Source organism: Kitasatospora herbaricolor, assembly GCF_030813695.1.
Classification (GTDB): domain Bacteria; phylum Actinomycetota; class Actinomycetes; order Streptomycetales; family Streptomycetaceae; genus Kitasatospora; species Kitasatospora herbaricolor.
The window spans coordinates 7,215,954-7,239,112 of sequence record NZ_JAUSVA010000002.1; the positions used below are offsets into that span (position 1 = coordinate 7,215,954).

Here is a 23,159-nt window from a genome sequence, read left to right on the forward strand (position 1 = left end):
CCTGCCGGGGCCCGAGCGGGCGTCCGGTGCGGCGGCGCTGTGGGACGGGCAGGTGGGAGCGAAGGTATCGGATTGCCGTGTCACTGCCCAGGGCTGTAGCGGTCATGGGACGAGATCGGCACCTACCGGTGAGGAAAGTGCCTGTACGGGCGGCGACCGGGCGCGCCAAACGGACTTAGCGGATCATACGGACAACCGCCTGTCAACGACCGGTTCGACCCTCGAACGAATGGTCAGGGCGTAGTAGGCTCTCGCAAATCCCGCGGCCGGGTCCTCCGGCGGCCCTGCCTGCCCGAAACCGATCCTTGTCCGCGCCTGGCATTTCCCGACCGAGGACCCCATGCGTCTGCGCAGCAGCTCGATCCGCGCGAAGGTCATCGCGCTGCTCATGGTGCCCATCGTCGCGCTCACGGCCCTGTGGGTCTACGCGACCCTGGTCACCACCGGCGACGTGTGGACCCAGTTCGAGGTCAGCAGCAGCTACCGCAGCTTCGGCGTCACGGTGGACCAGTACGCGCACGACCTCCAGAACGAGCGCCGCACCGCCGTCCAGAAGCTCGCCGACCCGCGCTCGCAACCGGCCGCCGAGGCCTTCGACAAGGCCCGCGCCACCACCGACCGGGAGGCCCAGGCGCTGCGCGCCAAGGTCGGCACCGCCGAGGCCCGCAAGCTGGACGCGACCCAGCAGGCCCGCTTCCGCGAAGTCCTGGCGAGCTACGACCAGGTGGTCGCGGTCCGCGACCACATCGAGCGCTCGATGGTCAGCTGGACGTACATCCTCGACCAGTACAGCGACCTGATCAAACCCACTTTCGCCTTCCGGTCGGCCTTCGTCAGCCGGCAGAGCGGTCAGCTGCCCCGCCAGGGCACCATCCTGATCGAGCTGGTCCGGGCCCGCGAGTACCTCGCGCAGGAGGACGCGGCGATGGGCGGCCTGAGCGCCTCCACCGCGAAGATCAGCCCGCAGCAGTACCAGGCGGCGCTGGACGCCCTGCACAACCAGCGGGCCCTGTTCACCGTCTACATCGCCGAGCTGGAGACCGCCGACCGCACCGACTACCTGGCCCTGCGCACCGGCGAGAACTGGTCCGCGCTGGAGCGCGCCGAACGGGACTTCACCAACGCCGCCGGCTACGACCGGGTCGCCGATGCCATCAACGGGGACGACTGGCACGCCGTCGCCGACCGCGCCCTGGGCGACCTCGACGCGATCAACGCCCGGCTGGCGGGCGGCATCGACGCCCGCGCCGACTCCTACGCCATGGGCCTGCTCTGGCGGGGCGGCATCGCAGGCGCGATCGGCCTGGCCGCGATCGTGCTCTCCATCGTGATCTCCTACCGGATCGGCCGCGGCATGGCCCGGGAGATGATCGGCCTGCGCAACGCCGCCCAGGAGCTGGCCGCCAACCGGCTGCCCTCGGTGATGCTGCGGCTGCGCCGCGGCGAGCCCGTCGACATCGCCGCCGAGACCCCCGAGCTGCAGTTCGGCCCGGCCGAGGCCGGCCAGGTCGGCCGGGCGATCAACGCCGTGCAGCGGGCCGCCGTCGAAGCGGCCGTCGAGCAGGCCGAACTGCGCCGCGGCGTCTCCGCGGTCTTCGTGAACCTGGCCCGCCGCAGCCAGGTGCTGCTGCACCGCCAGCTCACCCTCCTGGACACCATGGAGCGCCGCACCGAGGACCCGGCCGAGCTGGAGGACCTCTTCCGCCTCGACCACCTCACCACCCGCATGCGCCGGCACGCCGAGGGCCTGATCATCCTCTCCGGCGGCTCGCCGGGCCGTGCCTGGCGCAAGCCGGTCCGGATGGTCGACGTGGTCCGCGCCGCCGTCGGCGAGGTCGAGGACTACGCCCGGGTGATCGTCCGGCCGTTCCCGGGCACCGGGCTGCTCGGCAGCGCTGTCGCCGACGTCACCCACCTGATCGCCGAACTGGTCGAGAACGCGGCGGTGTTCTCGCCGCCGCAGACCCAGGTCACGGTGCAGGGCGAGGTGGTCGCCCACGGCTTCGCGCTGGAGATCGACGACCGCGGCCTCGGCCTCAGCAGCCAGGCCCTCGCCGACATCAACCAGCGGCTCTCCGTGGAGCAGGAGTTCGACCTCGCGGACACCGACCGGCTGGGCCTCTTCGTGGTCAGCCGGCTGGCTCGCCGGCACGGCATCCGGGTGCACCTGCGGCCCTCGCCGTACGGCGGCACCACGGCCGTGGTGCTGATCCCGCGCGAACTGCTGGCCGAGGCGCCGGACGTGATGTCGGAGCAGCCGGCGGCCCCCGCGCCCGTCCAGGCCAGGACCGCGCCCGCCGCCGGTGCCCGGCGCGGCCAGCGCGAACTGGTCGCGGTGCCCGCCCTGGCCGAGACCGGCCCGCACGGGCGCCACGCCGGCCCGGACTCCCCCGCCGAGGAGCCCGACGAGCTCGCCGGGCGCCGGGGCGGCCCCCGCCCGTCGGTGGCCGAGCCCGCCCGTGAGCCGGGCGGCCTGCCGCGCCGCCGCGCCGGGGGTCCCGTCCTGGTGCCCGCGCCCGCCGCCGACGGCACGGGCCGCGGCCGGCACCGGCGCGACGAGGGCCCGCAGGGCTCGGACCCGGAGAGCGGGCCGGCACCATCGGCGCCCGCGGCCGGAACGCCGGGCGCCGGACAGCAGGGCGCCGTACTGCCCGGGAGCCCGCTGCCGGGCGGCGGGCTGCTGCCCCGGCGGGTCCGTCAGGCGAACCTGGCCCCGCAGCTGAAGGAGGCCGCCCAGGCCCGGGCCGCGGCCGCGCCCGGTGCCGCGCCGGCCGAGCCCGCCCGCGAGCGTTCGCCCGAGGAGGCCCGGGCCACCTTCGCCTCCTTCCAGCGCGGGTTCACCCGTGGCCGGGGCGACCGGGCCAGGCCCGGGTCGCTGACCGCGGTGCCGTCCCCCGCCGCGCCGCCGGCCCCGGTGGCGCCCTCGCCGGCGAGTCCCGCGCTCTTCGACCCCTGGGCCGGGTCGAACCGCCGGGCCCTCACCCCGGGCCACCGTCCGGCGGCGCTGCCCGCCGCTCCGGCCGGCCCGGCGGCCCTCACCGGGCGACGCCCGGGAGTCCCCGCTTCGCCCGTCCCGCCCGTGGCTTCTGCACCACCCGCTTCACCCTCGCCCTCACCATCACCATCCGCATCATCCGCACCACCCGCTCCAGCGGAAGGAACTGATTCATGACCAGTACGACGCAGCCGTCCGGGGACCTCAACTGGCTCCTGGACGACCTCGTGGGACGGGTCGCGGCCCTGCGGCACGGCGTGATCCTCTCCAGCGACGGCCTGGCCACCGGCGCCTCCAGCGGTCTCGGCCGCGAGGACGCCGAGCACCTGGCCGCGGTCGCCGCGGGCTTCCACAGCCTGGCGAAGGGCGCCGGCCGGCACTTCCAGGTCGGCGGGGTCCGCCAGACCATGGTCGAGCTCGACGAGGCCTTCCTCTTCATCACCGCCGCCGGCGACGGCAGCTGCCTCGCCGTGCTCAGCGAGGCCGAGGCCGACATCGGCCTGATCGCCTACGAGATGGCCCTGCTGGTCAAGCGGGTCGGCGAGCACCTGGCCGCCGAGCCCCGTACCGCGCCGCCCGGGAGATGACCGAAGCGATGACCGAGGGGACGGGCCAGGAGCCCGAGGAGGACGCGACCGCGCCGCGCCCGGCCGCGGACGTGCAGTGGTACGACGACGACGCCGGGCCGATGGTCCGGCTCTTCTCGATGACCAAGGGACGGGCCCGGCCCACCGAGGAGGGTCTCTTCGACCTGATCTCGATGATCGCCGCCACCGACCGGGCCGAGGACGCCGACGGCGAGGACGAGGCCGCCCTCGACCTGGAGCACCGCTCCATTCTCACCTGGTGCCGGCGCGAGCCGCTCACCGTCGCCGAACTGGGCTCGTACACCGACCTGCCGGTCAGCGTGGTGCGGGTGCTGCTCGGCGACCTGTACGACGCCGAGCTGATCACCGTCACCCGTCCCGTCCCGCTCGCCCAACTGCCGGACGAGCGCCTGCTCCGAGATGTGATCAATGGACTCCGTGCGCTCTGACCCCGCCACCTCCCGAGGGCAGTGGCCCGGCGGCCCGGCCGTCGCCCTCAAGATCCTGGTCGCGGGGGGCTTCGGCGCGGGCAAGACCACCCTGGTCGGGGCGGTCAGCCAGATCCGCCCGCTGCGCACCGAGGAGCAGATCAGCGAACTCAGCCGGCCCATCGACGACACCTCGGGGGTCGAGGCGAAGCGGACCACCACGGTGGCGATGGACTTCGGCCGGATCGACCTGCGCGAGGGCCTGGCGCTCTACCTGTTCGGCACCCCGGGCCAGGACCGGTTCTGGTTCGTCTGGGACGAGCTCGCCCGGGGCGCGCTCGGCGCGGTGGTGCTCGCCGACACCCGCCGGCTGGCCGACTGCTTCCCCTCGGTGGACTTCTTCGAGCAGCGTGGCATCCCCTTCCTGGTCGCCGTCAACTGCTTCGAGGGCACCGAGGTCTTCGCCCCCGAGGACGTCCGGGCGGCGCTCGACCTCGACCCGGGCGTACCGGTGCTGCTCTGCGACGCGCGCAGCCGCGAGGACGGCAAGAAGCTGCTGATCGCCCTGGTCGAGCACGCCGCCGACCGGCGCGCCGGGGCGGTCGTCCCGTCCGGATGACGGACGGCGAGGCGCTCGTCCCGTCCGGATGACGGACCCCGGGGCCCGGCGGGTTGCCCTGCCGGGCCCCCGCGTGGAAGGCTCTGTACGGAAGGTTCCGCCCGCGGTGCGTGCGGCGGGGCCCGCCCGGCGCCGCGACGGCGCCCGGCCGGCGACTCGGGGGAGGGCAGCACGATGACCGTACAGCGCTCCCGTCCGACCGTGTCCGCCCCGGTCACCCCCGCGCTGACCGTCCGCCGGTACATCGACCTCGCGCTGATCTGCAGCGCCTGCTGTCTGTAACCACCTCTCGTCCCGCCCGGAGCGGACCCGAGCGGCCTTCGCCGCCGGGGCTCCGGCGCCCGGTCACGCCCGGATCCCGGCGCGTGCCGCCTCCTGACGATCAGTCGACATCCTTCCACGCCCGTGCCGGTGCGCCCGGTCCGAGGAGCGGCTCCCCCCCTGCGCGGGCCGCCGCCCGGCCGTGCCCGCCGTCGCCCCGGTTCCCGCGGAGACCCCTGTGAAGTTCGCCCGTCCCGTCCTGGCCGCCACCGCCCTGCTGGCCGCCACCGCCTGCGGCGGCAACGCCGAGGCGGGCCCGGCGACCGCCGCCGGCTCCGCCGTCGAACTGCGCCTCCCTGAGCCCGGCAACTCCGGGGTACTGGCCGTCGCCAAGAAGGACGGCTCGCTCGACCGGGCACTGGCCGCCGTGCACGCCAAGGTCGCCTGGAGCGCCGCGCCGGCCGGCTTCGCCGAGGCCGCCGACGCGCTCAACTCCGGCCGGCTGGACGCCGCGCAGGGCAGCATCAGCACCGGGCTGCTCCCGCTCGCCGGGAAGCCCGGGTTCGAGCTCTTCGGCGCCGCGCAGCCCGACCCGATCGGCGAGGGCATCCTGGTGAAGAACAACTCGGGCATCAAGTCCGTGAAGGACCTGGCCGGCCGCAAGGTCGCGGTCGACGCAGGCGGCACCGGGGAGTACCTGCTGCTCCAGGCGCTGGCCAAGTACAAGGTGCCGGCCGAGCAGGTGCAGCGGGTGCGGCTGAGCCCGGACCAGGCCCGCAGCCAGTTCTCGATCGGCGAGGTGGACGCCTGGGCCGCCACCGGCGAGTCGGTGGTCACCGAACTCGCCCACGCCAGCGCCTACCTGGTGGCCAGCGGCTTCGGTGCCGGTTCGGACAACTACCGGGTGTGGGCGGTCCGCAGCGAGCTGGCCCGGCAGCACCCGGAGGTGGTCCGGGCGCTCTACGACTACCTGCACGAGGCGGACGGCAAGGCCCAGCGGGATCCGGCCGCCTACCTGAACGTCTTCACCAGCAGCGGGCCCGAGGCGGTGTCCGGGCGGGCCAAGGAGGTCCGGGTCGACGTCGGCCGCGCCGTCGCCCCGCTCGGGCCCATCCAGGAGGCGGACGCCGTCCGGCTGGAGAGGGTCGCGCAGCTCTTCGCGGCGCAGCACGTCACCCCCTCGGTGGTCGACGTCCGCTCCCATCTGCTGGACGTGAACAGCCTTGCGGGGAGCGCCCGGTGACCGTCTCGACGATGGGCCCGACGGACGGCCCGGAGACCGGGACGGAGGGTCCGTCGGTACCGGTGCGGCGCAATCGTCCGTTCATCTGGTTGAATAGGGGCATGAACTCCGTCGTGGACAGCAGCCGAGGTCGCTTCGACCTTGAGCCGTTCTGGCCGTCCCGGCAGCCGCACCTGTTCGACCAGACGTGTCCGGGCTCGCCCAGCGCGTCCCGGCTCTCCGCCCGCTGACCTCAGGTCCAGCCAGGCAGCACGCCCCGGTCGACGCGCAGACGACATCCCACCGTCAGTCACGCGCGAAAGTAGCGGCACCATGTCTTCTTCCTCCACGGCCACCCTCTCCGTCCCCTCCGCGACCCCGCACCTGCGCGCGGTCCGCGCCGTCCAGCCCCCGGCCGCCGAGCGGTGGCACCCCGCCGCGGCCCAGCAGCACGGCCCGCAGCACGTCGTTCCGCAGCCGCCGCCGCAGGGCCTGCTGACCGCCCTGCCCGAGGGCGCCACGGTCGTCGCCACCGTCCCGCAGTCCGCGCTGCCGCAGGGCCTGCTGGCCCAGTACGGCGTGCAGTTCGGTGCGGCCGGCAGCCACCCGATGGTCGGCTACCTGGTGCTCGTCCCGGCCGAGGCCGCGCAGGCCCCCGGTCTGCCGCCGGCCGGCGCACCGGCGCCGGCGGCCGCCCTCGTCCCCGCGCCGGCCGAGGCGCCGCGCCCGGCCAGGCCGGCCGGGCAGGGCATCACCGTCGACGTCGAGCGCCGCAACGCCTACGTGGACGGCAAGCTGCTCGACCTCACCTACCTGGAGTTCGAGCTGCTGGCGCACCTCACCGACCACCCCCAGCGGGTGCACACCCGCGACCACCTGGTCTCCGCCGTCTGGGGCTACGGCCACGTCGGTGACGGCCGGACGGTGGACGTGCACGTCGCCCGGCTGCGCCGCAAGCTGGGCCCCGCCTACCGCGACAGCATCGTGACGGTCCGCCGGGTGGGCTACAAGTACACGCCGGCGGCGTAGTTCCGCGACCGCGAGCGGGTTGGCCCCGCCCCTCCGGGGGTGGGGTCAACCCGCTCGCTGGTCCGGGGGCAGCAGGAGGACGGAGAGCGCGCTCGCGCAGGTCCTGGCGTGGCCGAGGAACCAGGGCAGCCGGTCGTCGGTGAGCCGCTCGGGGGTCGAACGCACGGCCAGCGCGAACCGCGCGTGGCCGGAGCGGTCCAGCACCGGTACGGCGACCGTCCGCACCCCGGCGGCGGACTCGCCGTCGTTGAGCGCGTGGCCGCTCTCCCGCACGTGCTCCAACTCCCGCAGCAGCAGCTCCGGTTCGGTGATGGTCCGGTCGGTGAACGGCTCCAGCGGGCCCAGCACGCCGGCGTCCGCCTCGCCCGGGCGCGGCCAGGCCAGCAGGACCTTGCCGAGCGCCGTGGAGTGCAGCGGGCGGCGCAGGCCGAGGCCGGTGTCCGGCCGGACGGAGGCACCGACCAGGATCACCGCGTGCGGGCCGCTGCGGATCGCCAGGTCGGCGGTGGCGCCGGTGCGCCGGGCCAGCAGGTCCAGCTCGGGGCCGGCCAGGTGCAGGCCCCGCTGGTGGAAGCTGAGTTGGCCCAGTTCGGCGACGGCGGGGCCGAGCCGGTAGCGGGCGGTCTGCTCGTCCTGGTCGAGGAACCCGGCGGCGACCAGGGTGCGGGCCAGGCGGTGCGCGGTGGAGACCGACAAGCCCGTGCGGCGGGCCAGGTCGGAGGCGCTGAGGTCGGGGCCGTTGTCGTGGAAACAGTGCAGCAGTCCGAGTGCGCGCTGCACGGCCTGCGCGCCCGTGGGAGGACTCTGGACGCTGACCGCCTCGGCCATGACACCTCGCGTTCTGTGCCGGGACCCCTTCGGGGTACCGGAGTTGATGCCGGATGGGCTGACGGTCCCAGACTATGACAGGCGGTCCTGCGGAATTGTGTCGCCGGCATTGCAATGACGTGGCTTTCATGAACAAGTGATCCCACCATGTGGAAAAGCTTGCTTCCCGCTCGTCCGGCGTGGAACGCTCAGGGCACACCGCGGCGGACGCACCGCAGCGGCACCGCAGCGGGACCTGCCGCTGCGGCCCCCGACGCCCGAGCAGGAAGGAGCAGCGCCGTGACGACCCACCGGTGCAGCGCCCTCCCCGCGACCCGCGTCCGCCGTACCTGTTGTCTCTGACAACCACCTTTCACCGCGGCGCAGTCCGCCGCTGCCACGCGCCCCGTCACGCCCGCCCGTCCCGCCGCGCCGGGTCGTGCCGCGGCGGCCGCGCACCCCCTCCAGCCCAGGAAGGCACCACCGTGCCCAGCCCCGCCCCGGACACCCTCTGGTTCACCCGCTGCCCCGTCCCCACCGCCACCGGAATCGCCGCCGACCAGGGCCGGCTGGCCGCGGAGTTCGCCGCCGACGGCATCGCGGTCCGCTCGCTGCAGGACGCCCCGCCGGAGGTCGCCGCGGACCACCACTTCACCCACGCCCTCACCGGCCTGTTCCGCGAGGGCGGCAACGTCCCCGCGCTGTGGGCCCGTTCACGGGGCGAGCGGACCAGGCTGATCGGCCTGACCTGGATCGAGGAGCGCCAGGTCGTGCTGGTCCGGGCCGGCAGCGGCGTCGGCGGCCCCGCCGGGCTGCGCGGACTGCGGCTCGCCGTCCCACACCATGGGATAGGCATCGACTTCTGGCGGGCGATGGCACTGGCCGGCTTCGCCGGCGCCCTCTCGCTCGCCGGGCTCACCCTTGACGACGCCACCCTGGTGGAGGTCCCCGCCGGCGAGGCCGGTGGGCAGTGGTCGGCCGAACTCGCCGCGCTGCGGGCCGGAACGGTGGACGCCGTGTACGTGAAGGGCGCCCTCGCGGTCGAGGCGGCCCGCCGGATCGGCGCCGAGGTGGCGGTCGAGCTGGACGCCGCGCCCGACCGGCGGGCCCGGGTCAACAACGGCACCCCGCGGCCCGTCACCGTCCACCAGCGGCTGCTCGACGAACACCCCGACCTGGTCGTGCGCTTCCTCGCGGTGCTGCTCGAAGCCGCCGACTGGGCCGCCGAGAGCCCCGCCGAGGTGGCCCGGATCCTCCGGGCCGAGACCGGCGCCGGGGCCGAGGGGGTGGCCGGCGCCTACGCCGAGGGCAGCCACCGCACCCTGCACCTCGACCTCTCCGAGGAGCGGCTCGGCCTGCTCGCCCAGCAGGAGCGCTTCCTGCACGGCCAGGGCTTCCTCGACGCCCCCGTCGACATCCGCGCCTGGACCGACCCCGAACCCCTCCGCGCGGCCCGCGCCCTGCGCGACCGCCGCCGCTCCGCCGCAGTCTGACGTCCGATCAGGAGAACCGCACCATGAAGACCCCCCGTCCCGTCCTCGCCGCCACCGTCCTCTTGGCCGTCGCCCCGCTCGCCGCCTGCGGCTCCTCCGCCGGGAGCACCAAGGCCTCGGCCGACGGCAACGCCCCCGCCGACGTGGTGCTGCGGCTGCCCGACCCGGGCAACTCCGGCTTCCTCGCCCTCGGCAAGAAGGACGGCTCGCTGGACAGAGCCCTGGCCGCCGTCCATGCCAAGGTCGCCTGGACCGGCAGTGCGGGCCCGTTCGCGCCCGCCGCCCAGGCGCTCTCCGCCGACCAGCTCGACATCGCCCAGGGCTCGATCACCTCCGCGGTGGCCGCGCTCGGCCAGAAGCCCGGGTTCAAGCTGTTCGCCCAGACCGCTCCCGACGCGGTCGGCGAGGGGATCCTGGTGAAGAACGGTTCGCCGATCAAGAGCGTGCAGGACCTGGCCGGCAAGAAGGTCGCCGTCTCGCAGGGCGGCACCAGCGAGTACCTGCTGCTGAAGGCCCTGGAGAAGAACGGCATCCCGGCGGACAAGGTGGAGCGGGTCTACCTGCGCGCCGATCAGACGGCCGGGGTGTTCAACTCCGGCCAGGTGGACGCCTGGGCGACCTGGAACACCTTCTCCACCCCCGAGATCGCCAACGCCGGCGCGCACTTCCTGGTCAACGGCCAGGAGGTCGGCTCGGACAACTACGCGGTCTGGGCGGTCCGCAACGGCTTCGCCGACAAGTACCCGGCCGTGGTCGGCGCCTTCTACGGCTACCTGCACGAGAACGGCCTGAAGGAGAAGGCCGACCCGGCCGCCTACCTCAACGTGGTCACCGACTCCGGCCCGACCGCCGTGACCCCGGCCGAGCGGGAGGTCGCCGTCAACGTCACCAAGGCGGGGGCCACCGCCGACGTGATCACCGACGCCGACCTGGTCCGGTTCGGCACCGTCGCGCAGTTCTTCGCGGACCAGAAGGTCACCAAGTCGCTGATCGACGTGAAGCCGTACGTGCTCGACGTCGGCAAGCTCCCCGGCGGCGGCAAGTGACCGCCCCCGCCGCCGCCCCCGCGCGGACCACCGTGACCGCCCCCGACACCGCCCCCGACACCGCGGCCGCGCTGGCCGCCGGCCTGGTCGCCCCCCGCACCAGACTGCCCGCGCCCCGCCCCCGGCACCTCGCCCTGGTCCTGCGCACCCTGGGCCCGCTCGCCCTGCTCGGCACCTGGGCCCTGGCCTCCGCCACCGGCGCCCTCACCCAGGACGTACTGGCCTCGCCCGGCCAGGTGGTCGAGGCGCTGGACGAGATCTGGCGCAACGGCCAGCTCACCGACGCGCTCGGGGTCTCCCTCACCCGGGCCGGTCTCGGCCTGCTGTTCGGCGCCGGCGCCGGCCTGGTGCTGGGGGTCGTCACCGGCTTCTTCCGGCTGGGCGAGGAACTGCTCGACTCGGCCGTCCAGGTGCTGCGGACGGTGCCCTTCCTGGCGCTGGTCCCGCTGTTCATGGTCTGGTTCGGCATCACCGAGACCGCGAAGATCGCCCTGATCGCGGTCGCCACCAGCTTCCCGATGTACGTCTCCACCTCCGGCGGCGTGCGCAACACCGACCGCAAGCTGATCGAGGCGGTCCGCAGCTTCGGTCTCGGCCGCTGGGCGATCGTGCGGACGGTGGTCCTCCCGGGCGCGCTGCCCGCCCTGCTGTCCGGTCTGCGGCTGTCCATGACGCTCAGCGTGATCGCGCTGATCGCCGCCGAGGAGATCAACTCCACCGAGGGCATCGGCTATCTGATGGCGCAGGCCCAGAACTTCTCCCGTACCGACATCCTCGCGGTCTGCATCCTGATCTACGGCGTGCTCGGCCTGCTGGCCGACGGTGTCGTCCGGGTGCTGGAGCGGGTGCTGATGCCCTGGCGGGCGCAAGGAGCGACCCGATGAGCCGTCCGACCGCCCCCGACCCCGGCGCCACCCCGGCCGTCCACCTGCGCGGCCTGCGCCGCACCTTCGGCACCCGGCACGTCCTGGACGGTGTCGACCTGGACATCGCCCGCGGCGAGTTCGTCGCCCTGCTCGGCGCGAGCGGCACGGGCAAGACCACCCTGCTGCGGATCCTCGGCGCGCTGGACCGGGCCGACGCCGGCACCGTGCTCGTCCCGCCGGTCCGCACGGTGGTCTTCCAGGAGCCGCGCCTGGTGCCCTCCCAGCGGGTGCTCGCCAACGTCACGATCGGCCTGCCGCGCGGCGCCGCCTCCCGGGAGACCGGGGTGCGGGCGCTGGCCGAGGTCGGGCTGGAGCGGCACGCCGACGCCTGGCCGGCCACCCTCTCCGGCGGCGAGGCGCAGCGGGTCGCGCTGGCCCGGGCACTCGTCCGCGAACCGCAACTGCTCCTGCTGGACGAGCCGTTCGCGGCCCTGGACGCGCTGACCCGGCTGAAGATGCAGGACCTGGTCGGCGAACTGGTCCGCAAGCACCGCCCGGCGGTGCTGCTGGTCACCCACGACGTGGAGGAGGCGATCCGGCTGGCCGACCGGGTCGCGGTGCTCCGCGACGGCGCGCTCGTCACCGACGAGAGGGTCGAGGTGGCCCGCCCACGGGACTCCGCCGACCCGGCGTTCGCCGCACTGCGCCGCCGGCTGCTCGCGGACCTCGGCGTCCCGCTGCCCGAGCCCGCGAGCGTCTGAGCCCGCCGCCGTCCGGGCCGGCCGCCGTCCCGGCCCGTACCCCGCCCCCGTCGAACCCCCGCCCCCCGTACAGAAGCCGGAGCGATCCCCATGACCGTCACCATCGGTGTCCACAGCAGCAACCCGTCCCTCTACTACCTCTCCCGCCTGGACCTCCTCGCCGAGGAGCTGGCCCCGCTCGGCGAGAGCGGCGTCTTCCACCACTACACGGACGGCACCCGCACCGGCGCCCTGCTCGCGGAGGGCACCATCGACCTCGGCGGCACCGGCTCCACCCCGCCGGTCACCGCCCAGGCAGCCGGCCACGACCTGGTCTACACGGCGGTCTCGGCGCCCCGCCCCGACCACGGCGCCCTGCTCGTCCTCGCCGACGGCCCGGTCACCGGCGTCAGCGGGCTCAAGGGCGGCACCGTCGTCCTCGGCATCGGCTCCTGGCAGACCCACCTGCTCGCCAAGGCGCTGCACGCCGAGGGCCTCTCCTACGCCGAGGACGTCCGGCCGGTCCGCCCGGCCGCCGGCTCCGACCCGGCCGCGCAGCTGCGGGCCGGCGAGATCGCCGGCTGGATCGCCCAGGGCGCCGAGCTGGCCGCCGCGCTGCGGACCGGCGAGTTCCGCGTCCTGGTCCGCACCGGCGACGTGATCACCGACCGCTCGGTGTTCTTCGCCCGCCGCGACTTCGCCGAGGGCCGCCCCGAGGTGGTCGCCGCGATCACGGCCGCCCTGGCCCGCGCCGACGCCTGGGTGGCGGCCAACCCGGCGGAGGCGGCCGCGATCGCCGCCGCCGACCTCGGGGGCAGCGCGGAGGACTGGCAGGCCGCCCTCACCGCCCTGCCGTGGCGTCTGGAGCCGGCCACCGCCGCGTTCGTCGCCGAGCAGCAGGAGGCGGCCGACATCTTCCACGGCGTCGGATTCATCGACCGGACGATCACCGTCGCGGACGCCCATCTCCCGGCCCTGGAGGCTCCCGTGGCCGCCGCGCTGGCGAAGGCGGTCTGACCGATGGCCTCCGAAGTCCTCTGGTACATCATCCCGCGCGAGGGCCACTACCCCTGGGAGCCGGCCGGCCGCCGCCCGGTCGACCTCGGCTACCTCCAGCAGCTCGCCGGCACCGTCGACCGCCTGGGCTACACCGGCGCCCTGCTCGCCACCGACCTGTACGACGTCTGGACGCTCGGCAGCGCGCTGGCCGCCGCGACCAGCACCGGCTTCAAGCCGCTGCTCGCCGTCCACCCCGGCCTGGTCGCGCCCACCCTGCTGGCCAAGATGGCGCTGAGCTTCGACCACCTGCACGGCGGCCGGCTGCGCTTCAACGTGGTGAACGGCTCCACCGAGCAGCTGCGCGAGTACGGCCTGCACGTCGAGCACGACGACCGCTACCGGCTGAGCGCCGAGTACTGGTCGATCGTCAAGCGCCTCACCGCCGGTGAAGTGTTCGACCACAAGGGCGAGTTCTACGACCTGAAGAACGCCGGAGCGAGCCTGCGCGAACTCACCCCGGTCCAGCCCGGCGGCATCCCGCTCTGGTTCGGCGGCAGTTCGCCGGCCGGCATCGAGATGGCCGCCGAGCACGTGGACGTCTACCTCACCTGGGGCGAACCGCCGCACCTGCTCAAGGAGAAGCTGGAGAAGGTCCGCGAGCGCGCCGCCGCGCACGGCCGCACGCTGCGGATCGGTCTGCGCCTGCACCTGATCGTCCGGGACACCGAGGACCAGGCCTGGGCGGCCGCCGACCGGCTGCTCGACGTCACCAGTGAGGCCACCTACGCCCGCCAGCTCGGCAACCGGGACGGCGAGGACGGCGTCGGCTGGCAGCGGCAGTTCCGCCAGCACGGCGGCAAGGTCCCGGCGCGCGCGAGGGAGCTGGAGACCCACCCGAACCTCTGGCCGGGCATGAGCCTGTTCCGTCCGGGCCCCGGCACGGCCGTGGTCGGCAGCACCGCCCAGGTGGTCGAGCGGCTCCAGGAGTTCGAGTCGCTCGGCGTCGACACCTTCATCCTCTCCGGCAACCCGCTGCTGGAGGAGGCCCACCGGGTCGCCGAGACCGTCCTGCCCGCCCTCGGGATCAACCGCCGGTGACCCTCCTCGCCGACGCCCGCTCGCTCGCCCCCGACCTGGTGCGCCTGCGCCGGGAACTGCACCGCCGACCGGAGACGGGCCTGCAGCTGCCCCGCACGCAGGAGGCCGTGCTCAGGGAGCTGGACGGGCTCGGCCTGGAGGTCCGCACGGGCCGGGCGCTGACCTCGGTGGTCGCCGTGCTGCGGGGCTCGGCGGGCGGCGCCCCGGCCGGTGCCGCCGGGCCCGGCCACCCCGGCGGCCCGGTCGCGGCGGCGCCCGCCGTCCTGCTCCGGGCCGATCTCGACGCGCTGCCGCTGCGGGAGCGCACCGGCCTCGCCCACGTCTCCCGGGTGCCCGACGCGATGCACGCCTGCGGCCACGACCTGCACGCCGCCATGCTGGTCGGCGCCGCCCGGCTGCTCGCCGAGCGCCGCCACCGCCTGGCGGGCGACGTGGTGCTGATGTTCCAGCCGGGGGAGGAGGGGCACGACGGCGCGCGGCTGATGCTGGAGGAGGGCCTGCTCGACGCCTCCGGGCGGCGTCCGGTCGCCGCCTACGCGCTGCACGCCACCACCGGTGGCCCGCTCGGCACCTTCGCCAACCGGGCCGGTCCGGCGCTGGCCGGCTCGGCCGGCCTGACCGTGACGCTACGCGGCACCGGGGGCCACAGCGCGTGGCCCCAGGCGGCCCGCGACCCGATCCCCGCGCTCTGCGAGACGGTGATCGCGCTGCAGAGCGCGGTCACCCGGAGCTTCGACCCGTTCGAACCGGTGGTGCTGGGCGTCGGCGTGCTGCGGGCCGGCACCCAGGCCAACATCATCCCCGGTACCGCCGGCTTCGAGGCGACCCTGCGGGCCATGACCGACCGGGCGCTGGCCCGGCTGCGCGACCTCGCCGTCCGGACCTGCCGGGGGGTGGCGGCCGCGCACGGACTGGAGGTGGACATCGAGTACGCCGAGGGCTACCCGGCCACCCTCAACGACGCGGGCGAGGCCGCGTTCGTCGGCGCCGTGGTCGCCGAGCTCCACGGCCCGGAGCGCTTCACCGCCGGGGAGCGGCCCGCGATGGTCTCCGACGACATCGGCCGGGTGCTGGCCGAGGTGCCCGGCGTCATGACGAGCCTCGGCGCCCTCCCGCCGGGCCTCGACCCGGCGCTCGCCGCGCCCAACCACTCGCCGCAGGCCGTCTTCGACGACGCGGTGATCCCGGACGGCGCGGCGCTGCTGGCCGAGCTGGCCCTGCGGCGGCTCGGCGCGGAGCGCGGCGCGGGCCCGTCGGCCGCCGGAATCGCCTGCCCCCGTTGACGGTCGGCCCCGGGACTCGAGGAACCCGAACGAGGAGCCGAGCGACGACCCGTGCCGCGGACGCTGCGCCGCCGGCCCGGATCCGCCGTCCGGAGGCCAGGGCCGAACTGTCCGGCCCGGTGGCCCGGTACGGGCTGCTGCACCGGGAGGGCCGGTGGCGCTTCGCGAGCCGCCGGATCCACTCCCGCCACTTCCTGGACCGGCCGGGGTTCGCCACGTCGTTCCCCGAGGGCGCGGTGCCGGCCCGGACCGGTTGTGAACGACGCTGGGCCGGGCGGCCGGTCCGGGCCGCCCGGCGCGGTCCGTTGCCCGCCTCAGCGGCTCAGGCGGTCGATCTCGGCCAGGTCCTCCGCCGACAGCGGGCCGCCCTGGAGGGCGTCGATGTTCTGGTCCAGCTGCCGGACGCTGCTGGCGCCGATGATCACCGAGACCACCCGCGGGTCGCGCAGCACCCAGGACAGCGCCAGCTGCGCCAGGCTCTGCCCGCGGCCCTCGGCCACCTTGTTCAGCGCCCGCAGCTGCTCCAGCTTGGAGCCCGTCAGCGCCTCCTCCTTGAGGAAGTGGCCGACCGACATCCGGGAGCCGGCCGGCACCTCGCCGCCGAGGTAACGGTCGGTCAGCAGCCCCTGGGCGAGCGGGGAGTAGGCGATCAGGCTGGTCTGCGTGTCGCCGACGGCGTCCAGCACGCCGTCCTCCGGGGCCCGGTTCAGGATGGAGTAGCTGGCCTGGTTGAGCAGCACCGGCGTGCCCAGCCCGCGCAGGATCGCCACCGCCTCCCGGTGCTGCTGCGCCGGGTAGTTGGAGATGCCCGCGTACAGGGCCCGGCCCGAGCGCACGGCGGTGTCGAGCGCCCCCATGGTCTCTTCCAGCGGGGTGTCCGGGTCGAAGCGGTGGGAGTAGAAGACGTCGACGTAGTCGAGGCCCATCCGGTCGAGCGACTGGTCGAGGCTGGCCAGCAGGTACTTGCGCGAGCCGCCGTCACCGTACGGGCCCGGCCACATGTCGTAGCCGGCCTTGGAGGCGATGAACAGCTCGTCCCGGTACGGGCGGAAGTCCTGGGCGAACAGGTAGCCGAAGTTGCGCTCGGCGCTGCCGTACGGCGGGCCGTAGTTGTTGGCCAGGTCGAAGTGCGTGATGCCCCGGTCGAAGGCCCGGCGCAGCACCGCGCGCTGCACCTCCAGCGGCTGGGTGTCACCGAAGTTGTGCCACAGCCCCAGCGAGACGGCGGGCAGCTGCACGCCGCTGCGCCCGGCACGGCGGTAGGTCATCGAGGTGTAGCGGTCGTCCGCGGCGAGGTAGGTCATGGCGCCATCCTGCCAGCTCCGGGGCCCGGCCGGGGAGCACGTCCGCGGTGGTGGCGGCCGTCCGCACGGGGCCGGGGGCCGGGCGGGGGACCAACGGCCCTGTCGCCCGCCGGGCCCGGGCCCGTACGGTGGCAGCCAGCCCGCCGAGAGGACCCGCCATGACGCCGCCGCGCCCGGCCCGAGCCGCCGCCGAACCCGCAGGCGGCCCCGGCGGCCCCGGCTGCGCCCGCGCCGCGTCCCGGCCGGACATCGCCGCCCGCGCCGACCTCGAAGCGCTGCTGCGCCGCTTCTACCTGGCGGCCTTCGCCGATCCGCTGATCGGCCCGTACTTCACCGAGATCGCCGGGCTGGACCTGGACGCGCACCTGCCGCACATCACCGACTTCTGGGAGAGCGCGCTGCTGCGCACCACCTCCTACCGCCGCAACGCCTTCACCCCGCACGCCGCACTGCACGAGCGCCGACCGATGACCGCCGAGCACTTCGGACGCTGGGTGCAGCTGTGGACCGCCGCCGTGGACGGCATGCACGCCGGCCCGGTGGCCGAGCGGGCCAAGGCCCAGGGCGAGCGGATCGCCTTGAACCTGCTGCGCCGCACCTCGGGCGGGTCCACCGACGCCCCGGACGGCGCCGGCGGGGGATTCGTCCCGCTGTCCGCGGTACTGCTGCGCGGCTGACGTCCGCGACCGGCGGCCCACCCGCACCCGGGACCCGCCACCCTCCACCCGGACCGGCGGCCCGACGGCCCCGGCGGGCCCTTGCCCGGCCTCCGCGGGGCTGCCTATGCTCACGGTGGATCGTGTGCGGTCCGGCCCCACCGCGGCGACGCGCCGGCCGGACGAGTCGAAGGGGGAGGCGTCGTGAACGAGCGCGCCGTGCCCCTGCGCTGTTGTCGCCCCCGCAGCACCACGCGCTGACGCCGGCCCGTACGACCGCCCGCCGCGCGATCCCACCCAGGTGCTGCTCCCGCGCGTGCGCAGCCGTGCCCGGGGCGCCCGTGCGCGGCGGCGGCCGTCCGCACCCTTCGAACGCCCCTGAAGGAGACCGCCATGCGGTTCACCGTCTCGTCCCTCGTCTCCAACGGCCCCGACCCCGTCAGCGGGGTGCGGCGCACGCCGCACGAGAAGCTGCACAACGTCATCGACCAGGCCGTCACGGCGGAGCAGCTCGGCTACGAGGGGTACGGGGTGGGGGAGCGGCACGGCGAACCGTTCCTCTCGCCGGCCCCGCCGGTGCTGCTGAGCGCGATCGCCGCCCGCACCTCGACGATCCGCCTGTTCACCACCGTCACGGTGCTGAGCATCCTGGACCCGGTCCGGGTCGCCGAGGACTACGCGATGCTCGACCAGCTCTCCGGCGGGCGGCTGGAGCTGATCATCGGCAAGGGGAACGACCCCCGCCACTTCGGCCTCTTCGGCCTCCCGGAGGAGCGCCAGTGGGACGCCCTCGCCGAGAACTACGGCCTGCTGCGCCGGCTCTGGCGGGAGGAGAAGGTCAGCTGGGAGGGCAGCACCCGGCCGCCGCTGACCGAGGTGACCACCGCGCCGCGGCCGTTGCAGTTCCCCGTCCCGGTCTGGCACGGCAGCGCGACCAGCGAGCAGTCCACCGACCTGGCGGCCCGCCACGGCGACCCGCTCTTCTCGGCCAACTCCTTCCACCCGCTGGCCAAGTACAAGGCGCTGGTGGACCACTACCGCGAGCGCTGGGTGCACTACGGCCGCGACCCCAAGGACGCCAGGGTCGGCACCGGCTTCGGCGGGCTGTTCGTCGCCCGGCGCTCGCAGGACGCGGTCGAGGGCTACCGGCCCTACTGGGAGGCCATGTACAACTCGGCCGCCGGCCGGCACAACAACTCGCCGTTCGCCACCCTGGAGGACGCCCTGGAGCAGGGCTCCGCCCTGGTCGGCAGCCCGCAGCAGGTGATCGAGAAGATCCACCGCTACCACCAGGCCTTCGGCAACGAGGTGGTCGGCATCGGTGTCGACACCCTCACCGAGGACCTCCAGCACCAGCAGCTGGAGCTGTTCGCCACCGAGGTCGCCCCGGTGATCCGCAAGGAGATCCCGGACCGGCCGGCCGCCTGAGGCCGTGCCCCGGCGACGGTGCGCAGGGCCGGCGCCGGGGCTGACGCCGGGCCAGAACGTGACGTACGCCTCACCGCGAGCGCACCGGGGCGGGAGTGACGGACGGTGTACGTGGGCAAAGCATCCCGGAGGGGGCCGTTCCGCCGCCTGCGTGCGGCCGGCCCCGGGCCGTGGCCGCCGGGGGGCGGCGCACGGCCCTACGGGTGCCCGCCCGCCCGGACGGGTCGCGGCCCGTCCGTACACCCGGTGATCGGCGAGCGGGCCGCGGGACCCTGGGCAGGGCGGTCCGGCGGCCCCCGCCGGAGCCGGCCGCGCCGCCCGAACGGACCGGCACGGCCGCGGAATCCGCCGGGATCCACCCGCGGGCCGTCGCATAGGCTGCTTCCCACGATGGTGCGGATAAAGGTGCTGGGGTCCCTGGCTGCGGAGGCCGGCGGCGACCGGGTCGGTCTCGGTGGCCCGCGCCAGCGCGGTGTGCTCGCGCAACTGCTGGCCGCCCGGGGCGAGGTCGTCCCCGTCGACCGGATCATCGAGGACCTCTGGCAGGGCCGGCCGCCCGCCAAGGCCGCCGCCTCCGTCCAGGCGTACGTCTCCAACCTGCGCCGCCTGCTCGAACCCCGGCGGGGCCCCCGCCAGCCCGCCCGACTGCTGGTCAGCGAACCGCCCGGCTACGCCCTGCGGCTGCCGTCCGAGGCGGTGGACGCCTGGCGCTTCGGGCAGCTGCTGGCCGCCGCCCGGTCGGAGCCCGGGCCGGCCGCCGCGCTCGCGCTGCTGGACGAGGCCCTCGCGCTCTGGCGGGGCGCCGCCTACGCCGAGTTCGCCGACGAGCCGTGGGCCGTCGGCGAGAGCGCCCGGCTGACCGAACTGCGGCTCGCCGCCCGAGAGCGGCGCGCCGCCCTCGCCCTGCGGCTCGGCCGGCCCGACGAGGCCGCCACCGGGGCCCGGGCGCTCACCGACGAGCACCCGCTGCGCGAGGAGGGCTGGCGCCTGCTCGCGCTCGCCCTCTGGAACACCGGACGGCAGGCCGAGGCGCTGGACGTGCTGCGCCGGGCCAGGGCCGTCCTGGCCGAGGAGCTGGGCCTGGACCCGGGCCCGGCGCTGGCCGGCCTGGAGTCGGCGATCCTCCAGCAGCGCACCGAACTGCTCGACGCAGGCCCGCCCGCCCCGGTCCCGGTGCCGGCCGTCGTCGACCGCACGGCGGCCGGCCGCCTCCCCGGCGGACCGCAGCGCTGTCGCGGGGCCGGCCCCCGGCGGGCCGGTCGTCCGGTGGACGCCGGACCGGCGGGTTCCCGGCGAGCGGCCCGGGCCGTCGGCCCCGCCCGCGCAGACGCCGGCCGGGCCGCTCTTCGTCGGCCGCGAGGCCGAACTGCTGACGCTGCGCCGGGCCGCCGCCGAGGCCGCCGCGGGCGGTCCGTCCGTCGCCGTCGTCACCGGCGAGGCCGGGGCCGGAAAGTCCACCCTGCTGGCCCGGCTGCACGCCGAACTGACCGCCGCCGGCTGGCGGACGGCGAGCGGCCGCTGCCCGGAGAGCGAGGGCGCCCCGCCCGCCTGGGCCTGGACCGAGGCGCTGCGCGACCTCGCCCGTCAGGCGCCCCCGGACGCGGACCTGGCCGTGGCCCTGGCGCCCGTCCTGGACCACGGCCTGGGCCCGGAACCGGACCGCACCTCGGGCACCGTCCAGGCCTTCGCGTCGGCGACGCCGACCGCCACCGGGCGGGGTGACACCAGGGCCGACGGCCTGCGCAAGCCCGGTGGGTCGGTGGCCTTCCGCCCGCCGGGCGGCCTGTTCGCCGCCCGTCCCGGGGAGCCGCGCCCGGAGCGCCGGGGCCCGGACGCCGTCCGCACCCTCGACCCGTGGGCACCGGACACCCGTACGCCCGAGGCCCGTACGCCCGAGGCCCGCACGCCCGAGGCCCGTACGCCCGGCCTCTGGACGCCCGACCCGTGGAGACCCGACGGCCGGGTGCCCGAGGCACGGACCTCCGGCACCCGCCCGCCCGACACCCGGCCGGCCGACTCCCGCCCGGTGGAGGCCCGTACGCCGGACGCCCGCACCCCGTGGAGCCGCTCCGACGCCCTGGCCGGGCGGTTCCGGCTGCACCGGGCCGTCGGCGACTGGCTGCGCCGGGCCGCCGCCGACCGGCCGGTGGCGATCGTGCTGGACGACCTGCACGCCGCCGACCGGGAGACCCGCGACCTGCTGGCCGACCTGGCCGGCGGCCCGCCCACCCCCGGACTGCTGCTGGTGCTGGCACACCGCCCCGGCGAGGGCGACCTCACCGACGCGCTGGCCGTCCTGGCCCGCCGCTCGCCGCACCGGGTCCCGCTGGCCGGGCTCGGGGAGGCCGACGCGGGGCGCCTGATCGGCTCGGTCTGCGCGGCCGCCGTCGACCGGCGGACGGTGCACGCGCTGGCCGACCGCACCGGCGGCAACCCGTTCTACCTGCTGGAGAGCGCCCGGCTGCTGGCCCGCGAAGGGGCCCTGGTCGCCGTCCACGAGGTGCCGCAGGGCGTCCGGGACGTGCTGCGCCGGCGCTTCGACCGGCTGCCGCCGACCGCGGTGGCCGCCCTGCGACTGGCCGCCGTGGTCGGCCGCGAGGCGGACGCCGAGGTGCTGCTGCGCGCCTCGGACGCCGACGAGGACGAGCTGCTCGAAGCCCTCGAGGCGGCCGTCGAGGGCGGCCTGCTGACCGAACCCCGGCCCGGCACCGTCCGGTTCAACCACGCCCTGGTCCGCGACACCCTGTACGCCGACCTCAGCGGGCTGCGCCGGGCCCGGCTGCACGGCAGGGTCGCCGAGGCGCTGCGCGAGCTGCGCCCGGACCGGATCCAGGCCCTCGCCCACCACTACACCCAGGCCGCCACCAGCGCCACGGCCCATCTGGCCGTCGACTACTGCGTCCGCGCGGCCGAGGCCGCGGAGCGCCGCTACGCCCACGAGACCTCCGCCGCCCTGCTCCGGCAGGCGCTGGACGGGCTCGACCGGCTCCCCCCGGACGGCGGGGACCGCGAGGCCCGGCGCACCGCCCTGCTCGCCGACCTGCTGCGCGCCCAGGTCCGGATGGGCGCGGTGGCCGCCGCCACCGAGACCAAGGCGACCGCGCTGCGCCTCGCCCGCGAGGCCGGGCGCCACGACCTGCTGATCGAGGCCTGGACGGCCTGGACCGAGCCCACCCCCTGGGTCACCCACCCGTACGGCAGCTTCGACCAGGCGGCCGTCGACTCGATCACCGCGCTGCTGGACCGCCCCGGCATGCCGGCCGCCACCCGCTGCCGGCTGCTCGACGCGCTCACCTACGAACTCGACTGCTCCGGCCGGCCGGAGGGGTGGGTGGCGGCCGCCGAGGCACTGGCGATCGCCCGGGCCGAGGGCGACCCGCGCCTGCTCGCGATGGCCCTGGCCGCGCAGGCCCGGGTGCACGACTACGAACTGGCCTCCGAACTGCGCGGGGCGACGGCCGCCGAACTCGCCCGGGTGGCCACCGAGCACGACCTGCCCGCCTACCGCTGGCACGCCGAGTACCTCGCCTCCTCGGTGGCGGCGACCGCGGGCGACCTGCCCGCGCTGCGGGCCCACGTCGAGGCCGCCCGGGAGATCGCCGAGACCTACGGGCTGGCCGAACTCCTCGACGTCGGCAACGGGCAGCTGGCCATGCTGGCCTCCGCCGCCGGCCGCACCGGGGAGGCCCAGCGGCTGTACGCCCTGACGGTGGCCGGCCTGCGGGCCCGCGGCTCGGTGCACGCCGAGGGGTTCGCCGCGCTGGCCACCGTGGTGACGGCCCTGCAGGAGGGCCGGCTGGCCGCCCAGCTGCCGCTGATCGAGCGGATGCGCGACGTCTACGGCTCGCTGGCCGCCGACATCCACGCGCTCGCCCTGCTCGCCCTGGGCCGGCCGGCCGAGGCCCGGGCGGCCCGCGCCGAGCCCACCGCCCTGCCGCCGGACTACTACCGGTCGCTCTTCCTCACCGTGCGGGCGATGGCCGTGACCGCGCTGGAGGAGCACGCGGAGGCGGCCGGGCTGATGGCGGACCTGCTCCCGCTGCGCGACCTGGTGGCGGGCAGCGCCAGCACCTCCATGGCCCTGCGGCCGGTCGCCCAGTCGCTCGGCGAGCTGGCCCTGATGCTGGGCCGGCCGGAGGAGGCCGCCGGGCACTTCCGGCAGGCGGCCGCGGTCGCCCGGCGCTGGGAGTCCGCCGCCTGGACGGCCGAGGCCGAACGCGCGCTCGCCGACCTCGGCCCGCTGGACTGACCCCTGCCGCCGCCTCCGCCTCCGCCGCTGCCGTCCCCCGCCGTCGGCC

Annotated in this window: 19 protein-coding genes and 2 pseudogenes; 19 read left to right on the top strand and 2 right to left on the bottom strand. The window is 75.9% G+C overall.

Going from position 1 to position 23,159, the window contains the following annotated elements; all coding sequences use genetic code 11:
• The first annotated feature begins 340 nt into the window (after window positions 1-340).
• From J2S46_RS31340 to J2S46_RS31370, 7 genes are all read left to right on the top strand, one after another.
• Window positions 341-3,172: a sensor histidine kinase gene (locus tag J2S46_RS31340; RefSeq protein ID WP_191287909.1), complete on the top strand. Its 2,832-nt coding sequence runs from the start codon at window positions 341-343 to the stop codon at window positions 3,170-3,172.
• The gene (locus J2S46_RS31345; protein ID WP_073922637.1) at window positions 3,169-3,582 is read left to right on the top strand and encodes a roadblock/LC7 domain-containing protein; all 414 of its coding nucleotides are present in this window, start codon (window positions 3,169-3,171) and stop codon (window positions 3,580-3,582) included. Before J2S46_RS31340 ends, J2S46_RS31345 begins: the two co-directional genes overlap by 4 nt.
• Window positions 3,579-4,031 (top strand): DUF742 domain-containing protein, encoded by a 453-nt coding sequence (locus J2S46_RS31350; protein ID WP_229911987.1) that lies wholly within the window; start codon window positions 3,579-3,581, stop codon window positions 4,029-4,031. Before J2S46_RS31345 ends, J2S46_RS31350 begins: the two co-directional genes overlap by 4 nt.
• The gene (locus J2S46_RS31355) at window positions 4,012-4,629 is read left to right on the top strand and encodes a GTP-binding protein (RefSeq protein ID WP_191287910.1); all 618 of its coding nucleotides are present in this window, start codon (window positions 4,012-4,014) and stop codon (window positions 4,627-4,629) included. The genes J2S46_RS31350 and J2S46_RS31355 overlap by 20 nt, the downstream gene beginning before the upstream one ends.
• 499 nt (window positions 4,630-5,128) lie before the next feature.
• Complete coding sequence (locus tag J2S46_RS31360) at window positions 5,129-6,133, top strand: ABC transporter substrate-binding protein (protein ID WP_229911988.1); 1,005 nt, start codon at window positions 5,129-5,131, stop codon at window positions 6,131-6,133.
• A gap of 101 nt (window positions 6,134-6,234) precedes the next feature.
• Window positions 6,235-6,363, top strand: a complete 129-nt coding sequence (locus tag J2S46_RS31365; RefSeq protein WP_266319439.1) for a hypothetical protein — start codon at window positions 6,235-6,237, stop codon at window positions 6,361-6,363.
• Window positions 6,364-6,445: 82 nt separating this feature from the next.
• Window positions 6,446-7,141 (top strand): winged helix-turn-helix domain-containing protein, encoded by a 696-nt coding sequence (locus J2S46_RS31370; protein WP_191287911.1) that lies wholly within the window; start codon window positions 6,446-6,448, stop codon window positions 7,139-7,141.
• A gap of 45 nt (window positions 7,142-7,186) precedes the next feature.
• On the opposite strand, the gene J2S46_RS31375 is transcribed toward J2S46_RS31370, so the two are convergent.
• On the bottom strand, window positions 7,187-7,969 hold the full coding sequence (locus tag J2S46_RS31375; RefSeq protein WP_191287912.1) for an IclR family transcriptional regulator: 783 nt from the start codon (window positions 7,967-7,969) through the stop codon (window positions 7,187-7,189).
• 464 nt (window positions 7,970-8,433) lie between these two features.
• On the opposite strand from J2S46_RS31375, the gene J2S46_RS31380 reads away from it, so the two are divergent.
• The 7 genes from J2S46_RS31380 to J2S46_RS31410 all read left to right on the top strand — a co-directional run bounded on the left by J2S46_RS31380 (window position 8,434) and on the right by J2S46_RS31410 (window position 15,473).
• Window positions 8,434-9,441, top strand: coding sequence for an ABC transporter substrate-binding protein (locus J2S46_RS31380; RefSeq protein ID WP_191287913.1), 1,008 nt, complete (start codon window positions 8,434-8,436; stop codon window positions 9,439-9,441).
• A 23-nt stretch (window positions 9,442-9,464) separates the two neighbouring features.
• Entirely contained in the window at window positions 9,465-10,487 is a 1,023-nt protein-coding gene (locus tag J2S46_RS31385; protein ID WP_191287914.1) for an NrtA/SsuA/CpmA family ABC transporter substrate-binding protein, read from the top strand.
• A 32-nt stretch (window positions 10,488-10,519) separates the two neighbouring features.
• Window positions 10,520-11,371: an ABC transporter permease gene (locus J2S46_RS31390; RefSeq protein WP_191288295.1), complete on the top strand. Its 852-nt coding sequence runs from the start codon at window positions 10,520-10,522 to the stop codon at window positions 11,369-11,371.
• Window positions 11,368-12,114 carry an ABC transporter ATP-binding protein gene (locus J2S46_RS31395; protein WP_191287915.1) on the top strand — a complete coding sequence of 249 codons (747 nt, stop codon included), beginning with the start codon at window positions 11,368-11,370 and terminating at the stop codon, window positions 12,112-12,114. Before J2S46_RS31390 ends, J2S46_RS31395 begins: the two co-directional genes overlap by 4 nt.
• A 90-nt stretch (window positions 12,115-12,204) precedes the next feature.
• The gene (locus J2S46_RS31400; RefSeq protein ID WP_191287916.1) at window positions 12,205-13,110 is read left to right on the top strand and encodes an ABC transporter substrate-binding protein; all 906 of its coding nucleotides are present in this window, start codon (window positions 12,205-12,207) and stop codon (window positions 13,108-13,110) included.
• Window positions 13,111-13,113: 3 nt separating this feature from the next.
• Window positions 13,114-14,190 (top strand): LLM class flavin-dependent oxidoreductase, encoded by a 1,077-nt coding sequence (locus J2S46_RS31405; protein ID WP_191287917.1) that lies wholly within the window; start codon window positions 13,114-13,116, stop codon window positions 14,188-14,190.
• The gene (locus J2S46_RS31410) at window positions 14,187-15,473 is read left to right on the top strand and encodes a M20 metallopeptidase family protein (RefSeq protein ID WP_191287918.1); all 1,287 of its coding nucleotides are present in this window, start codon (window positions 14,187-14,189) and stop codon (window positions 15,471-15,473) included. The genes J2S46_RS31405 and J2S46_RS31410 overlap by 4 nt, the downstream gene beginning before the upstream one ends.
• Before the next feature lie 314 nt (window positions 15,474-15,787).
• On the opposite strand, the gene J2S46_RS31415 is transcribed toward J2S46_RS31410, so the two are convergent.
• Window positions 15,788-16,777 carry an aldo/keto reductase gene (locus tag J2S46_RS31415; protein ID WP_191287919.1) on the bottom strand — a complete coding sequence of 330 codons (990 nt, stop codon included), beginning with the start codon at window positions 16,775-16,777 and terminating at the stop codon, window positions 15,788-15,790.
• A gap of 158 nt (window positions 16,778-16,935) precedes the next feature.
• Here J2S46_RS31415 and J2S46_RS31420 point away from each other — a divergent pair, with 158 nt between their 5' ends.
• From J2S46_RS31420 to J2S46_RS31435, 5 genes and pseudogenes are all read left to right on the top strand, one after another.
• Window positions 16,936-17,454 carry a group III truncated hemoglobin gene (locus J2S46_RS31420; protein WP_229911989.1) on the top strand — a complete coding sequence of 173 codons (519 nt, stop codon included), beginning with the start codon at window positions 16,936-16,938 and terminating at the stop codon, window positions 17,452-17,454.
• Window positions 17,455-17,826: 372 nt separating this feature from the next.
• Window positions 17,827-18,861 (top strand): LLM class flavin-dependent oxidoreductase, encoded by a 1,035-nt coding sequence (locus J2S46_RS31425; protein ID WP_191287920.1) that lies wholly within the window; start codon window positions 17,827-17,829, stop codon window positions 18,859-18,861.
• Window positions 18,862-19,251: 390 nt separating this feature from the next.
• Window positions 19,252-19,974 (top strand): annotated as a pseudogene (locus tag J2S46_RS31430) (AfsR/SARP family transcriptional regulator); the annotation flags it as partial.
• A 262-nt stretch (window positions 19,975-20,236) separates the two neighbouring features.
• Window positions 20,237-20,449 (top strand): annotated as a pseudogene (locus J2S46_RS40935) (ATP-binding protein); the annotation flags it as partial.
• A gap of 24 nt (window positions 20,450-20,473) precedes the next feature.
• Entirely contained in the window at window positions 20,474-23,110 is a 2,637-nt protein-coding gene (locus J2S46_RS31435; RefSeq protein ID WP_370882266.1) for an ATP-binding protein, read from the top strand.
• Window positions 23,111-23,159 lie beyond the last annotated feature (49 nt).

Bases quoted from the DNA above. Each gene is read 5' to 3' on its own strand.
- J2S46_RS31340 (WP_191287909.1), top strand. From the start codon at position 341: ATGCGTCTGCGCAGCAGCTCGATCCGCGCGAAGGTCATCGCGCTGCTC.
- J2S46_RS31345 (WP_073922637.1), top strand. From the start codon at position 3,169: ATGACCAGTACGACGCAGCCGTCCGGGGACCTCAACTGGCTCCTGGAC.
- J2S46_RS31350 (WP_229911987.1), top strand. From the start codon at position 3,579: ATGACCGAAGCGATGACCGAGGGGACGGGCCAGGAGCCCGAGGAGGAC.
- J2S46_RS31355 (WP_191287910.1), top strand. From the start codon at position 4,012: ATGGACTCCGTGCGCTCTGACCCCGCCACCTCCCGAGGGCAGTGGCCC.
- J2S46_RS31365 (WP_266319439.1), top strand. From the start codon at position 6,235: ATGAACTCCGTCGTGGACAGCAGCCGAGGTCGCTTCGACCTTGAGCCG.
- J2S46_RS31370 (WP_191287911.1), top strand. From the start codon at position 6,446: ATGTCTTCTTCCTCCACGGCCACCCTCTCCGTCCCCTCCGCGACCCCG.
- J2S46_RS31375 (WP_191287912.1), bottom strand. From the start codon at position 7,969: ATGGCCGAGGCGGTCAGCGTCCAGAGTCCTCCCACGGGCGCGCAGGCC.
- J2S46_RS31385 (WP_191287914.1), top strand. From the start codon at position 9,465: ATGAAGACCCCCCGTCCCGTCCTCGCCGCCACCGTCCTCTTGGCCGTC.
- J2S46_RS31395 (WP_191287915.1), top strand. From the start codon at position 11,368: ATGAGCCGTCCGACCGCCCCCGACCCCGGCGCCACCCCGGCCGTCCAC.
- J2S46_RS31400 (WP_191287916.1), top strand. From the start codon at position 12,205: ATGACCGTCACCATCGGTGTCCACAGCAGCAACCCGTCCCTCTACTAC.
- J2S46_RS31405 (WP_191287917.1), top strand. From the start codon at position 13,114: ATGGCCTCCGAAGTCCTCTGGTACATCATCCCGCGCGAGGGCCACTAC.
- J2S46_RS31415 (WP_191287919.1), bottom strand. From the start codon at position 16,777: ATGACCTACCTCGCCGCGGACGACCGCTACACCTCGATGACCTACCGC.
- J2S46_RS31420 (WP_229911989.1), top strand. From the start codon at position 16,936: ATGACGCCGCCGCGCCCGGCCCGAGCCGCCGCCGAACCCGCAGGCGGC.
- J2S46_RS31425 (WP_191287920.1), top strand. From the start codon at position 17,827: ATGCGGTTCACCGTCTCGTCCCTCGTCTCCAACGGCCCCGACCCCGTC.